14 protein-coding genes and 1 pseudogene are annotated in these 14,403 nt (G+C 61.5%); 7 read left to right on the top strand and 8 right to left on the bottom strand.

From position 1 onward, the window contains the following. Positions 1-45 precede the first annotated feature (45 nt). From VFV96_09475 to ispE, 7 genes and pseudogenes are all read left to right on the top strand, one after another. Positions 46-1,329, top strand: a complete 1,284-nt coding sequence (locus VFV96_09475; protein HEU5070626.1) for a phosphoribosylglycinamide synthetase C domain-containing protein — start codon at positions 46-48, stop codon at positions 1,327-1,329. Continuing rightward, positions 1,305-2,507, top strand: coding sequence for an alanine racemase (gene alr / locus VFV96_09470; GenBank protein HEU5070625.1), 1,203 nt, complete (start codon positions 1,305-1,307; stop codon positions 2,505-2,507). Before VFV96_09475 ends, alr begins: the two co-directional genes overlap by 25 nt. A gap of 40 nt (positions 2,508-2,547) precedes the next feature. Beyond that, entirely contained in the window at positions 2,548-3,351 is an 804-nt protein-coding gene (locus tag VFV96_09465) for a hypothetical protein (GenBank protein HEU5070624.1), read from the top strand. A gap of 75 nt (positions 3,352-3,426) precedes the next feature. Beyond that, positions 3,427-3,600 (top strand): annotated as a pseudogene (locus tag VFV96_09460) (twin-arginine translocase TatA/TatE family subunit). Positions 3,601-3,738: 138 nt separating this feature from the next. Continuing rightward, complete coding sequence (locus VFV96_09455) at positions 3,739-4,758, top strand: twin-arginine translocase subunit TatC (protein ID HEU5070623.1); 1,020 nt, start codon at positions 3,739-3,741, stop codon at positions 4,756-4,758. A 54-nt stretch (positions 4,759-4,812) separates the two neighbouring features. After that, complete coding sequence (locus VFV96_09450; protein ID HEU5070622.1) at positions 4,813-5,256, top strand: exosortase system-associated protein, TIGR04073 family; 444 nt, start codon at positions 4,813-4,815, stop codon at positions 5,254-5,256. A gap of 77 nt (positions 5,257-5,333) precedes the next feature. Then, the gene (gene ispE, locus VFV96_09445; protein ID HEU5070621.1) at positions 5,334-6,206 is read left to right on the top strand and encodes a 4-(cytidine 5'-diphospho)-2-C-methyl-D-erythritol kinase; all 873 of its coding nucleotides are present in this window, start codon (positions 5,334-5,336) and stop codon (positions 6,204-6,206) included. A gap of 12 nt (positions 6,207-6,218) precedes the next feature. Here ispE and VFV96_09440 read toward each other — a convergent pair whose 3' ends face one another. The 8 genes from VFV96_09440 to VFV96_09405 form a co-directional block, all read right to left on the bottom strand. After that, positions 6,219-7,124, bottom strand: a complete 906-nt coding sequence (locus tag VFV96_09440; GenBank protein ID HEU5070620.1) for a serine protease — start codon at positions 7,122-7,124, stop codon at positions 6,219-6,221. A gap of 16 nt (positions 7,125-7,140) precedes the next feature. Further along, on the bottom strand, positions 7,141-8,439 hold the full coding sequence (locus VFV96_09435) for a Xaa-Pro aminopeptidase (GenBank protein HEU5070619.1): 1,299 nt from the start codon (positions 8,437-8,439) through the stop codon (positions 7,141-7,143). Positions 8,440-8,480: 41 nt separating this feature from the next. Next, positions 8,481-9,677, bottom strand: coding sequence for an MFS transporter (locus VFV96_09430; protein ID HEU5070618.1), 1,197 nt, complete (start codon positions 9,675-9,677; stop codon positions 8,481-8,483). Positions 9,678-9,704: 27 nt separating this feature from the next. Continuing rightward, positions 9,705-10,184 (bottom strand): NUDIX domain-containing protein, encoded by a 480-nt coding sequence (locus VFV96_09425; GenBank protein ID HEU5070617.1) that lies wholly within the window; start codon positions 10,182-10,184, stop codon positions 9,705-9,707. A gap of 82 nt (positions 10,185-10,266) precedes the next feature. Beyond that, positions 10,267-10,764 (bottom strand): zinc ribbon domain-containing protein, encoded by a 498-nt coding sequence (locus tag VFV96_09420; GenBank protein ID HEU5070616.1) that lies wholly within the window; start codon positions 10,762-10,764, stop codon positions 10,267-10,269. Between the two features lie 101 nt (positions 10,765-10,865). Next, the gene (locus tag VFV96_09415; protein HEU5070615.1) at positions 10,866-11,798 is read right to left on the bottom strand and encodes a thiamine pyrophosphate-dependent enzyme; all 933 of its coding nucleotides are present in this window, start codon (positions 11,796-11,798) and stop codon (positions 10,866-10,868) included. 25 nt (positions 11,799-11,823) lie between these two features. Then, positions 11,824-13,644 (bottom strand): 2-oxoacid:acceptor oxidoreductase subunit alpha, encoded by a 1,821-nt coding sequence (locus tag VFV96_09410; GenBank protein ID HEU5070614.1) that lies wholly within the window; start codon positions 13,642-13,644, stop codon positions 11,824-11,826. A 222-nt stretch (positions 13,645-13,866) separates the two neighbouring features. Then, on the bottom strand, positions 13,867-14,403 hold a 537-nt coding region (locus VFV96_09405), incomplete at its 5' end, for an HAD hydrolase family protein (protein ID HEU5070613.1).

Genomic DNA, 14,403 nt, shown 5'->3' with positions numbered 1-14,403 from the left:
GGGTTGAACCACGCGCCAACCGTCCGTTTTCAGCCCGCATTTTCTATGCGCGGCAAAGCAAAAAACCATCCACGCGGTCTGTCCGTCATGGCCTTTGGCATCGGTTCGTTCGCCCAAAGTTCGACGCAAATTTTGCGCGACGCGGGCGCCACCACAGCCACCTACCTGACCCGCCGCAACGGCCATTTTCCGCCGTCGCTCGTCGGGCCAACGTTCGATTGCGCGGACCACCCCAATCCGGTGCCGCTCCTCAAGCAGCGCAAGGTGGACCTGATTTTTCCACAGTCCATTGACTGGGCGCAGCAACCGTGGGCCGCCGAACTGCTCGCGAGCAAGGTGCCCATCCTGTGTCCCACCGGTGAAGCCCTGTTGCTCGAGCGCGAACGAGATTACGCCCGCCGGCTGTGCCGCGATTGCAAAATTCCCTTTCCCGCCGCGCACGTGGCGCCCAATCGCCTCGCGGCCCTGGAATGGTTGAAGAAAAATCCGCGGCCCTACGTCATTAAGAATCCACTGTGCTCCCCCGGCAGTCCGGTGCACACGATCGTTTGCGAGACAGTGGCCGACACGCGCGCGTGGCTGGATCACGTGGATTATGCCGAGGGTGTCTTTTTGCAGGAATATCTGGGCCGCGCCGAGGCCGGCCACATTGCGCTCGTCAGCGCCGGCGAAATTTATCCGCTCGTGACCAATCAGGAATACAAACGCGCTCATGTCGGCGACCTCGGCATCGTTTGCGGCGCGCCACTGGGCGGCATTGTGGAACGGGATCCGGAGGACAAATACGGCCTCGCGCGCGCCTTGCTGCACCCGTTGCGGCGGTGGTTCAAACGCGTGAACTATCACGGACCGGTGCAGGTCACGGCCTGCATGGTGGGGCGCAAATGGCACGTCATCGAATACAATGTCCGGCTCGGCATCACTTCGGGCTCGATGATTTTGCGCCTGCTGGAAAACCCGCTGGAAACGCTCTGGGCGGCGGCGCGCAACCTGCCGTTGGCGCCGCGCTTCCGGGCGGACGCGGCGTTCGGCTGTTCCACCACGCTGGCCGGCTACGGCTACCCGCATTTGCAGGTGCGCGGCCCGCATTTTCCCATCGAGGTGACCGGCCGGTTCGATTGCGACGTGTGGTGGAACGAAGTCGAACGCGGCCGCGACGGCCAGTTGGTCACGGCGGGGCACCGTTATGCGGACGTCATCGCTTTTGGCGCCAGCGTGCCGGCCGCAGCGGAAAAATCCCGGGCCAACCTCCGGCGGATTCGCGTGCTCGGGAGCTATTATCGCACGGACATCGGCCAGACATTGTGGCCGCCCGGAACCGCCAACTGAACCAGTTCTTCAACGCCATCGCCGCCATGCATCTCGACTCCCGCGTTTTCCCCCAACGACCCGCCTGGGTTGAAATCGACCTCGCCCGGCTGCGACGCAACCTGCAACTCATCCGGCAGGACCTGCCCCCACGTGTGCAGCTGCTCGCCGTCGTCAAGGACGAGGCCTACGGGCACGGCGCGCTCGACGTGGCCCGGATCGCGCTGGAAGAAGGCGCCACATTTCTCGGTGTCAGCACGCTGGAAGAAGCCATGGCCCTGCGCGACGCAGGCATCAAGGCGCGCATTTTGATCCTGGGCGAACGGCAGGAATCGGAGCTGCCGTGGTGCGTGGCCTACGACCTCACGGTGTGTTTGAACAATGCGCACACCGCGCAAAAACTGGCGCGGACGGCCGCCGGTTTTGAGAAACGCGTCCCCGTGCACGTCAAAATCAATTCCGGCATGAGCCGCTACGGGGTGCGCTGGGACGAAGCGGTGCATTTGTTGGAGACCATCACGGCCGAACCTTCCCTGCAATTGGAAGGGACCATGACTCATTTCTCGCAGTCGGATGAAACGGACAAGACGTTTGCCCACCTGCAGATGGCCCGCTTCGATGAAGTCATGGGCGCGGCCCGGGCGCGTCAGTTGCCCGTGCCGATGCAGCATCTCTGCAACAGCGGCGGGTTTCTCGATCTCCCCGCCGCCCACCGCGACATGGTCCGGGTGGGCATTCTCATGTATGGCATTTTGCCCTCGACCGTGTGCCGGCGGATTTCCGGAATCCAGCCCGTGATGTCCATCAAGGCGCGGATCGCCGCCATTCAGCGGGTCAAAGCCGGCGAGCACGTCGGCTACGGGATGCGTTACACCGCGACGTCGGACCGCCGGATTGCCGTGCTGCCGATTGGTTATGGCGATGGTTTTCCGCGCGTGCGCAACCAGGGCGGCGCGCTGATTCACGGTCGCCGCGCGCCGCTCGTGGGCGGCATCGCCATGGACGCATTGATGGTGGATGTGACGGACATTCCCGAAGCGGGCATGTGGGATGAGGCCGTCATCATGGGCGAGCAAGGCGCGGAATGCATCACCGCCCGCGACATTGCCCAGCTCAAAAACTCCGTCACGTATGACGTGCTGACCGGCTGGCGGCTGCGCCTGGGCCGGAAATGCGTGAACGGCGAAGCTTCCTCCTGAAGAGCCGCACGGCCGCGGCGGCGCAACATTCTCCCCTGCCATGAAACTCCTGTTCTCCGAGCACGTCAGCGACTACGAGCACTATATTTTTCCGTATGCCATCTGGGGGCTGCCCGAAAAAGGCGAAACGCCCAGCCAGATGTTTGACGCGGGCTTTCTGCCCTCGTCCCGCAACCTGGACCGGTTTTACCTGTGCCGCCACATTCGTGTGGACCTCCGCAAATTCAAGCCGTCCTCGGAAAATCGCCGCGTGCTCCGCAAGGGGGAAGGCATCACGTTCCAATTGGTGCCGCGGGAAAAGTTTGAGTTCACCCGGGAGCGACGCGCCTTTTACAAGGGTTATGCCGACATCAAGTTCGGCAAGGACAAGATGAGTTTTGCGCGGCTGGATTCGCTGTTTGCCAGTCCCATTGTGTCGCACCTGCTGATTTTCACTGACGCGCAGACCGGCGCTGAGGTCGGCACCGCCACGCTTTATCTGGAAGGCGACGACCTCGCCTTCTACTACTACGCCTTTTATGACCTGAACTATTTCCAACGCAATCTCGGCCTTTACATGATGACCTCCGCGGTCGGGGAATTTGCCCGGCGCGGCACGCGGCACCTGTATCTCGGCTCCTGCTATTCGGAGAACGCCCTTTACAAAACACAGTTCGCCGGGGCCGAGTTTTTCAACGGATTCCGTTGGAGTCACAACCTGAAGGAGCTGAAATACCTGTTGCGGCGCGACAAACCCGGGGCGGAGCAGCATCTGGCCGAAACGGAGGAATTTCAGCAGTTGTTCTACGACGGTGAATGGCGGCAAATGGCACACGCCAGCCGCTTTGGCGGGGCGCTGGGGTGAGTCGGGTTCAGTTCGTTTGGCACTTTACTCGGTTACCAATGAGGCTTAACTTTCGTCTGCTCGACTATGAACATAATGTTTGCAGGCATGCTTGGCGGCTGGGAGATCATCCTGATCCTCGCGGTAGTGCTGATCCTTTTCGGCGCCAAGAAGGTTCCCGAACTGGCCCGCGGGTTGGGGCAGGGAATCAAAGAATTTAAGAAGGCGACGCGCGAAGTGCAGGATGAAATCACCAGCGCCGTGGAAGACGCGCCGCCCCCGCCGTCCAAGCGGATTGCTCCAGCGGGCACCCAGGCGCAGCAGGCTTCCGTCCCGAAAGAGGCTTCGGTTCAGTCAGCCGCCCCCCAGAATCCCAGCCAGCAGTCCTGACCCTGAGCCGTTCGACTCATGGCCGACGACCCCGATCTGGAGCGCCTGGACGGTGAGGAAAATGAAGGCGGGCCGGTAAAATCCTTCCTTGAGCACCTCGAAGATCTTCGCTGGGTGCTCATCAAAAGCGCCGCGGCCGTGGCCGTGGCAATGCTGGTTTGCCTGCTCGGCGGCAACACCGTTGTCTGGCTCCTAAAACGGCCGCTGGAACAGGCCGAGATTCACTACCCGGGCACGAATCAAATCGTCACCGTTTTCTGGGAGACGAACAAGCTGGGAACATTTCCCCTCACCCCCGCGTCGCAGCCGTCGCTTCAACTGGGCAGCAACCGTTTTGTCGCCGTCCGCATCCAGCCCGCCGTCATTGGCACCAACCAGGTGCTGACCTGGCAGGTCGATCCCGACCCCAAACTCGCCGGAACCGCCCGCAAGGTGAACATCGAACTGGTCAACCTTAGTCCGGCCGGCGGTTTTATCGTGGCGTTTCAGGTTGCGGTTTACACTGGGCTCGTGCTGTCAGCGCCATTCATCATCTACTTTGTAATGTCCTTTGTGTTCCCCGCCCTGAAAATCACGGAGCGGAAGTATGTTTACCGGGGAATGTTTTACGGAGGCGGGTTGTTTCTGTGCGGCGTGGCGTTTTGTTACTTCTTTCTGCTGCATTTTGCCCTCGCAGCGTCCCAACGTTATTCGGAATGGCTGGGCTTCGCCGCCTTTCAGTGGCGCGCAGAGGATTACATCAGTTTTGTCTGCAAATTCATGCTGGGCATGGGGCTGGGCTTTGAAATGCCGGTGGTCATCCTGACGTTGGTGAAAATTGGCGTCCTCAACTACGCGATGTTGTCCAAGGGACGGCGCTACATGATCGTCATCAACCTTTTTTTGGGCGCGGTGCTGACCACACCGGAAGTGCTCACGCAATTGATCATGTTCCTGCCGCTGCAGGTGCTGTATGAAATCAGCATCTGGGTGACTTGGTGGTGGGAGCGCAAAGAACGGCAGCGGCGGGAGGCGGCCGGCGAAATCGACGTCGCCTAAATCACGCTTTACAAGCCCGACTCCCGGACTAACCTGAAGCAACCTCAAATGAATATGATCAAGTCCCTCTCCATGCTCGGCGTCGTGGCCGTCGCGGGCCTGCTGGTTTCCGGCTGCGCGGGCCCCGAAAAGAAGTTCGGCCGCGGATTGACCAACGTCGGTGAAGTGGTGCGTTGGGGTGATTTGCGCCGCTCCGTGGAGCAGGCGGGCGTGTGGGATGGCCCCAGTGCCACGCACAGTGGCGCCATGATGGCCGGCCTGAACCGATCCCTCACCCGCATCGGCGTGGGCGTTTACGAAATCGTGACCTTCCCCATTCCGTCCTACGACCCGGTCCTGACCAGCTACATCAACCCTGCGCCGGTGTATCCGGACAGCTACACGCCCGGATTGCCGGATGATCCGATTTACGCGACGGACACCAATCTTGGTTTCAGCGGCGGCGACGTTGCACCGGCTGTGCCGGGCAGCCGTTTCTCCGTTTTCAAGACCCCGTAAGCTGGGCCACAACTTTTCGCCAGCGCCAACCGTGGTTGGCGCTTTTTCTTTTTGCCCGTCCTACTAGACTGCCGCCGATGACGCTGGAAAAAGCCTCCCCCTGCAAGGTCAACCTGCTGCTGAACATTCTAGGCAAACGGACGGACGGCTTTCATGAACTGGAAACGGTCATGCATCCGGTCAACATTTGCGATCACCTCAGCTTTACGCGCGCCGCCACGGGGGTGCAATTGACCTGCAACCATCCCGAACTGCCAGTGGATGCGCGGAATCTGGTCTTTCGCGCCGCCACCGCCTTCCGGCAAGCAGCCGGCATTGCCGATGGCGTCAAACTACATCTCGAGAAGCACATCCCGATGGCGGCGGGCCTGGGCGGCGGCAGTGGCAACGCGGCAACCACGCTGCTGGGGTTGAACGAACTTTTCGACCAGCCGCTCGATGCCGCGCAGCTTCAGGCGCTGGCGGCCACCCTCGGTTCCGATGTGCCGTTCTTTCTCCAAACCAAACCGGCGCTGGCCACCGGACGCGGTGAGAACGTGACTTCCTTGGAGCCGTTTCCCTGCCTGCAACAAACCGCCATTCTCCTCGTGCATCCCGGCTTTGGCATCGCCACGGCGTGGGCCTACCGCGAACTTGCCCGGTTTCCCGCCGCGCTCAATGGCCAGCCGGGCCGGGCGGAAAAACTCATCGCCGCCCTGCGCGGCCAGGATCTCACCACGGCGGGACGCGAGTTCTACAACTCGCTGGAAGCACCGGCGCTGGAGAAGTTCCCCGTGCTTGCCCTCTATCAGGAATTTTTCCGCGAACAGGGCGCCGCCGTCGCCTTGATGTCCGGCAGCGGCTCAACCACCTTCGCCATTTTTGCGGACCGCATCAGGGCCGAAGCCGCGGTGGAGCCGTTCCAGCGGGAATTTGGGGCGGCCGGCTGGTTGACCGTGGTGCCGCTGTGAAGTTGACCGGCTTTACTCCGCGCCGGGTTTGATCAGGGCCAGAATCTCGGCGGCGCGCGCGGCGTGATGCAGCGTTATCAGAGGTTCTTCGCGCCGACCCCGGCGCCGCCGCCGGTCGTCCGTTTCCAGCGGACCGGTTTCCACCTCGATTTCCGAAACAAGTCCGATGGCGTTGCCGCATTCATCAAGCACTGCGGAGCCGCTTGAACCCGGCGCCCAGTCGGTGGACACGTCGATGCGCGTCAGCCGCTGACCGTGGTTGGTTGTGACCAGAAAGCGGTTCACCACGCCCGCGCTGAAATAGGAGGCGTGGTCCAGCGGATCGCTGTAGCACCAGGCCGCGTCGCCCGGGTAAACGTTGGTGTTCAACGGCAGTGGCCGCACCTGCATGGCGCCGCGGGTGCGCAAAAGGCACGTGTCACCCGAGTCGTTGCCGGCCAGCACCTCGGTTACGGGCAGAATCCGCCCGCCCTCCACCACCACGAGATAACCTTCGCGCATGTCCTTCGTCGGCTGCGCGACGTGATGCGCCGTGGCCACGACGCCATCGGTCGTGAGATAAAATCCGCCGGCCAGGTCCAGGTGCCAGTCGTTGCATTTGCGGCAGAGGTAAAACCAGCCCACCCGCACGTAAGCACGGCGGGCGCGCTCCCAGATCTGGCGACCGGTGAGCGCCTTCGTTTCCGGTTTGGGAAGCTTGAGCACGCAGGTCTGGCGGCCCAGCTGGGACTGCACCCGCTCAATGGTCAGCAGCGCCTTGGCGTCACGCAATGCCGCCGCTGCTTTGAGCAGTTCCGGCTCGTCCACCGTCCGGTCCGTGGCCATGGGAACATGATTGCCCTGCGCCGTTGCCACGGGGGCGCAACACCACACCGCGCCGCCCACCATCAAACCGAGCAAGAAGACCAGACGGTTCATGGGCAGGAAAACGGATTCACCGCGGGCGGCGGCGCGCCATCAAAGCCTCAACATCCTCGGCTTCCATGGGAATGTCCGCCATCAGATCAACCTGGCCGTTCTCCGTGACCAGAATGGTGTTTTCCAGACGGACACCAAAACCTTCTTCCTTGATGTAAATGGCGGGCTCGCACGTCAGCACCCAGCCCGGCGCGATCTGAAAGTGGTTGTAGGTCACGTCATGCACATCCAGCCCGATGGGGTGCGCCACGCCATGCATGAAAAACGGCCGCACCGCGGGGTTATCGGGCGTCTGCCGCTTCACTTGCGAGGGCTGGAGCAGGCCGAGCCGCAGGCATTCCTCGGTCAACAGTTCCTCGCACTCCGCGCGCAGATCCTTGGTGGTCTTGCCGGGAACCATGCGCTTGACCACGGCGCGGAACACCCGCAGCACGGCATCATAAACCTGCCGCTGCCGCCGTGTGAAACGTCCGCTCACCGGAATCGTGCGGGTCAGGTCGCTCATGTAATTGCCCAGCCCCGCAGCCACGTCCAACAGCAACAACTCGCCGCGGCGACACACCCGGTCGTTTTGCACGTAATGGAGAATGTTGTTGTTCGCTCCGCCCGCGATGATGGGCGGATACGCAAACGTCCCCTTGGCCCGGATGAATTCGTGGGCAAATTCGGCCTCCACCTCGGCCTCATTCACCCCGGGCTGCACAAACCGGCACGCGCGGCGAAACCCTTTGCCCGTCAGGTCGCACGCGGCGCGGATGGCGGCAATTTCGTGCGTGGATTTAACGACGCGCAATTCGTGCATCAGCGGCGCCAGCCGGTGGTAGTGATGCAGCGGGAATTTTTGCCGGCATTCGCGGATGAAGCGCGCATCGCGGGTTTCCACTTCGCTGGCCGCGCGCTGATGTTCGTTGGAATTCAGGAAGACGTTTTCCGACTCACATACCACGGTGCGGAACACCGCGGGAAATTCGCTTAACCACTTGATGGTTTTGATGCCGGAAATCGCCGTGGCCTGGGCCTTGGTGAGCTTGTGGCCTTCCCACGTTGCCAGGTGCTCGCTGGGTTCACGCAAAAAGAGAACCTCCCGGTGATTGGGATCGAATGCCTGTGGTGCGAGGAGCAGGATGGTTTCCTCCTGGTGGATGCCCGTGAGGTAAAACAAATCCGCGTTCTGCAGGTGCCCCATGGTGCCATCGGCATTTGTGGGCATGACATCGTTTGCATTGAGAACGGCGACCGAACGCACGGGCAGCTTGTGGACGAGGCGCTGGCGGTTGCCGGCGAAAAGCGCGGCGGGCATCGAAACAGGTTTCATAAACAATCGCTCGGCCAACCTAGTCGCTTCTGGAGCGGAGATTAAGAAAAATCGCCGCCGCGCGGCCGGAACCGCAACCAGAGCAAGGCCAGCAGGCCAACGCCCAACAACGCCGTGACCGCGTGGACGCCTGCGTGCGGCAACGTGGGCGCCAGCGTCAGAGCGGTGGCGCCCAACAGCGGCCCGCCACAAATGCCGGCGCCAATCGCCGCCTCGTGCAGTCCGCCGTGCTCCCCTTTGGTCTCGCCCGCATCCATGGAGTAAAAAAGCGACGAGTAATACAGCAATCCCACCGCCAGTCCGAGTGTTACTTGCGCTCCCACCACCACCCAGAACGAATCCGCCAGCAACATTGCGGCAAAGCTGCCCGTCAACGCCACGAACGCCGCCACCAGCCAGCGGAATCGATAGTGCCAGCCGGTCCACTGCCAAAGCACGACAAAGGCGGCCAGGCGGGCATAAAACCACAACGAACAAAACAATCCGGCTTCCGCGGGCGACAATTGAAAGCGGGCCGCCAATTGCGGGATGACCGCGCCGACCGTGTTGATGGCAACATACGCGAACGGATTGGCGAGCCACGCCATTTGCAGAAAGCGGCGGGGCGGCAGCTTTTGTTCAAAGGCCGCGCGTTCCGGGTGATGAGTTTCCGGCGCGGCGACGCGGGGCGCCATCGGAACTTTGCCCGCCTGCCGCTCCAGCCATGCGGTGAGGCCCAACTGGACCAGCATCAGCACCAACGGCAGCCCAAAAAGCCCGCGTGCGCCCAATGTTTCCCACAGCCATCCGCCCACGCAGAACGCGACGGCATTCGCGGCCGCCCACACGACGTTGTAGATGCCGACCGCGCGCGCCGTGCCGGCAAATTCCTCGCCCTCCGTCACCAAGGCCTCGAGCGAAGGCCAAATCAAACAGAGCGGCACCGTCCACGCCGCCAGGGAAATCAACGCGCCTGCCACGCCGGGAATCATCAGGCCGAGCATCAAACCCAATGCCATCCCCGCGTAACCCCGCTTGAGCGCCGTGAAGCAGCCCACCCGCTGGATGAATTTTCCGCCCTGCCAGGACGCGAGCAGGTAAAAGAATCCGTGCAACGCCATTACCAGCATGTTGCCGCGGTTGCCGAACCCAAAATTCTTTTGCGTCAGGAAAACGAGGTAGCTCAGGAAAAACGCCGACGCAAAGCTATTGAGGGCTTCGAGTAGATAATAACCCCGCTTCAGTTGCCGGGTGTTCATGCTGTAGGTGGGTGGCGCCGAAACAGATCAAGCCGGCGACGACGGCTGCTGGCCCGCGACTTCCTCAATAGCCCGATGACAATACCATCTCACCGCCCGGCTCATGGGTGGCTGCAAGGCGTCGAGTTCCGCCGCCGTGCACCAGCGGATGTCGTGATGCTCCTCGCGTGCAAGCTGAACGCTGCCGCTTTTGGGGCGCGCCCAGTAAATCATGCCGATGTGCTCGTGTGTGTCGGTGATGCGGTGAATGTCGAGAAAGCGCGGGGTGATGAGTGCCCGCGTGCCCGGCCCGGTGGTCGGCGCGCGCTCGCCCAGCAATTCCACGTCGAGTCCGCTCTCTTCCTTCGCCTCCCGCAGCGCGGCCTGCTCAGGGTCCTCGTCCAGTTCGATGTGACCGCCGAGCGGCAGCCATTTGTCGAGCTTGCGGTGGTGAATGAGCAGCACCTTGCCGTCATGGACGACAAAGATGGCGACTGTGAAATCAATTTTTTCGTGGATGTGAGCCATGGCATCAACGCCCGGAGCGATGCCGGTGGCGGCACTCCAAGGCAACGTGGTCAGCGTGTCGCAAACCGGAGCATTTCACGATTCAATAGTCATACAACCCTTCGTCCCGCGTATAACCACCGCCGCCACCTTCTGGGCCGCCCATGAAATCTCCCAGCACGTCGCCCATGTCCGCCTCGATTTTTTCCGGATCTTCGCCGGCTTCGAGCCGCTTGATGGCGATGTCCATTTCCTTCGGCATGCTGCCGGGCGGCATGAGGTCCTTCATTTTGCGCATCATGTGCGCCATGTGCCGGGGATTGTTCTCGTCGAGATGCGCCATGTCGCGCTCCATCTCCAGCATGGCCCGCTCCACGCGCGGGTCGTCAAAGTCCGGCATCGACGCTTCCCCCGCGCCCGCGGCATCGCCCGCAGCGGCCGGCTCTTTCAAGCCCTTCGTCATCGCAAAGCGGCTGACTTGTTTGGACAATTTTTTGTTGCCGCACTTCGGGCACACGGGCAGGCGGTCGGGATTTACGCGCTTCGACAGGAAGCTGAAAATCCGCCGGCACTTGGGACAGGCAAATTCGTAAATCGGCATGGCGGCTGAAAATTTACCATTTGGCGGGTTCGCGCCAGAAAAAGATTGCGAGCCCGTGATGACTCAGCGGGCTCGCAACGCAAAGGCCGGGACGGTGGAAATCACTTCATCCGTTCGAAGGATTTTTGCAGCAGCTGCCAGTCGGCCTGGCCCTGGATTTTGGCGCGGGCGTTGGTGATGATCTCGGATTCCTTGGCGTTCTTGGTCGGGCGGTTCACCTTGTAGAACACCCCGAAGTAGCCCGGGAACGGCGTGCTGGCGAGCTTGTAGGCGGCGATTTCGTCCGTCACGTCGTGGTTCTTGGGAATCTCATTGAACACGCCGCCCTTGCGGGGATTGGCGGCGTCGAACGCGCCTTCGTAGAACTCGACGCATTCGCTGAGGCACTGGATAAAGCTGAACCCGTCGTGGTCCATGGCCGCTTCCATCATGGCCAGCACGTGGTTCGGGTTGGTGCTGGTGGTGCGGGCCACGAAGGTGGCCCCCATGGCAATGGCCTGCTTGAGCGGGTTGATCGGGTGATCAATCGCGCCCCAGCCGTCCGTCTTGCTCTTGAATCCCAGCGGCGACGTGGGTGAGGTCTGCTTTTTCGTCAGGCCGTAAACCTGGTTGTCCATCACGACCAGGCTCATCTTGACGTTCTTGCGCGCCGTGTGCGTGAAGTGGTTGCCGCCGATCGAGAATGCGTCGCCATCGCCGCTGAAGGCGAACACGTGGAGATCAGGCCGGGACAGGGAAATGCCGGTGGCGAAGGGCAGCGCGCGGCCGTGAATAAAGTGCACGCCGTGCGATTGCACAAAATACGGGAAGCGGCTGGAGCAGCCGATGCCCGAGATGCTGACGAATTCGTCCTGCTGCAGTTTCCGTTTTTCCAGCAACTTGAAGTAAAGCGCCAGCACGGAGAAGTCGCCGCAGCCCGGACACCATGTCGGATGGTCCGCCGCGAGTTCTTTCTTGGTGAGCCCCTTCCGTTCGGCTGACGGCGGTGTGGCGACGGTTTGCGGGGCGGGATTCGCGAGAGTCTGTGTGCTCATAGTAAAATTGATCAGGCTGGACGGTTCAGGCTTTGGCCGGAGCGGCGATGACGGTTTTGACGCGCTCGATGATTTCCTTGACCTTGTAGGTCAAGCCATCCGTCTTGTTGACGGCCCGGATCTTGGGATCGCAGAAGCGGGCGCGCAGGATGGCCGCCAACTGGCCGTAGCCGTAAAGGCCTTCATCGTTCATTTCCACGACGATCACGTGGTTGAACCCTGAGAAAATGTCCTCGAGTCCGTTCGGCAGCGGGCTGATGTGACGGATGTTCAACGACGAAACACTGTCGCCGGCCGCGCGGGAACGGTCCACGGCTTCGCGCAGCGGTCCTTGCGTGGACCCCCAGCCAACCAGCAGCACGTTGCCTTCCGGCGGACCGTAAACCTTCGGTGCCGCGAACGTGGACGCCAGCGATTGAAGTTTCTTGCGGCGGCGCGCCGTCATTTGCAGGTGCATTTTCGGGCTGCCCGAGGGATGACCATATTCATCGTGTTCCAAGCCGGTCGCCACCGGGTATTTGCCACTCAAAATGCGCGTGCCGGGCACCACGCGGCGTGACGTCCCGTCCACGGCCGTCAAGTCGTAAGGCTTGTAATCCGGGACGGGGCTCAAATCCGGCGCGATGTCCTGACACACCTTTTTCAAATCCGGCTCGGGAAACGCTTCGATGCGCGTGGCGATGGCCTGATCGCTCAGGATGAACACGGGCACATGGTATTTGTTGGCAATGTTGACCGCCTCAATCGCCGTGTAGAAGCAGTCCTCGACGTTGGCGGGCGCGAGCACGACCCGCGGCGCATCGCCGTGGCTGCCGTAGGTGGCAATGTTCAGGTCGGATTGTTCCACGTTGGTCGGCATGCCCGTGGAGGGCCCGCCGCGCTGGATGTCCACCACGACCAGAGGGGTTTCGGACATGATGCCCCAGCCGATGCACTCCATCTTGAGGGCAATGCCGGGACCGCTCGATCCCGTCACGGCTACGCGCCCGGCATAGCTGGCGCCCAGCGCCATCGCCGCCGAGGCAATCTCATCCTCACACTGAATGAACATGCCGCCGTATTTGGGCAGCTCGCGCCGCAAAATCTCCATGATGTCGGACCACGGCGTGATGGGATAGCCCGCCCCAAAGCGCACCCCGGCGGCAATCAACCCGAAAGCCAGCGCTTCATTCCCGTTCATCACCACCTGCGGCTGGCCCTTCTGCTGGGCTTCGCTGAACTGAAAGAGGTCGGTCAGATTGCCCATGGAGTAACCGTAACCCGCATGGAAGGCGGCCAGCGCGTTCTTGAGCACGCTTTCATCCTTCCCCCCAAACCGTTCGCCAATGAGCTTTTCGAGTTTGGCCGTGTTCAAGTCAAACATTCGGGCAATCAGGCCCAGGGCAAAGATGTTTTTGCCCTTGTCCTTGGCTGTGCCGCCGATGGCTTCAATCGTGAGGCTGGAAATCTTGACCGGCACATGGCGGTAATCCTTTTCCCACTCCGGCTTGGGCACGACGTGGTCGGCGTCGAACAGGACGATGCCGCCCTTGCGCAGCGAGGCAAGGTGACCTTCGTAAGAATGTTGATAAAACGCCAGCAAAACGTCCGCCTCATCGCCCGCGCTCAACACTTCACCCGAACCGATGCGCACCTGGAAAATGGACGGGCCGCCGGAAATGGTGGCCGGAATCGTCATGAAGGTCATGACTTCCTGTTCGCTGCGGCCGGCCAGCCGCGCGAGAAATCCGCCAATCGCTTGAATGCCGTCTTGGGAGTTGCCGGCGATCCGAATGACCGCCTCAGAGATTTTTGACACCTTGGGGGTGCCACCTTGGGATGATGCCGTCGTCGTCGTTGCGCTCATGAAAACTTTCTACTCAATGCTTTGACCGAATGTGTCGCAGTTGTTGTTTCGGGACGTGAGGACACGTTCGATGATTCCACAGTAGCACTTAGCCTGACTGTATAAAAGTCTAATCTTTCAACATATTTAACTTTGAATCAACCTGTTACACACACAACATCGTTCCTCTAGCGGCACCCAAAATGAGCTGATTAGTCGTTCTGATTCCAACTCAGCGCCGCATTACACCGCAGCCCGGTCGTTCCGTTTCAGAAAATGGTTCAGCGCGTCCCAGACACCGTCACCCTGGGCCATCGCGCTGACATAGCCGCCCTGTTCCAGCACTTTCGCCTTCACCGCCGGGACCGCATTGGCGGGCGCGGCGATGGCGCCCGCGTGAGCCCGGGACAACATCGGCAGGTCGTTAAAATGATCACCCGCCGCAAAAACCTGCGCCGGTTGCAGGCCCAGGCGACGTGTGATTTCGGCCAACGCCGTGCCCTTGTTGTATGCTGCGTGACTGAACCGCGCATAAACATCGTTCCGCACCACGGTCAGCAGCGGCTCGGCGGCACAGTAGCGCTCCAGCTCTGCGTGAATCGCGTCCATGTCGCCATTGTTGGCAGCGATGATGCACAAGGGTGAGAACATATCCTCAAACAAGGTGGCTTCAAAGCGGGCATTCACCCATTCAACCAGCCGCGGCATCTGCGCGCGAATGCGGCCAAACAGCTCGGCGTGGTCGCGCGAACAGCGTTCGTTCCACTCTTGAATTCCGAC

It is taken from the genome of Verrucomicrobiia bacterium (assembly GCA_035765895.1).
Taxonomy (GTDB): Bacteria; Verrucomicrobiota; Verrucomicrobiia; order Limisphaerales; family DSYF01; genus DSYF01.
Note: the sequence above shows the minus strand (reverse complement) of the source record. Positions and strands in the feature narration are given on the sequence as shown.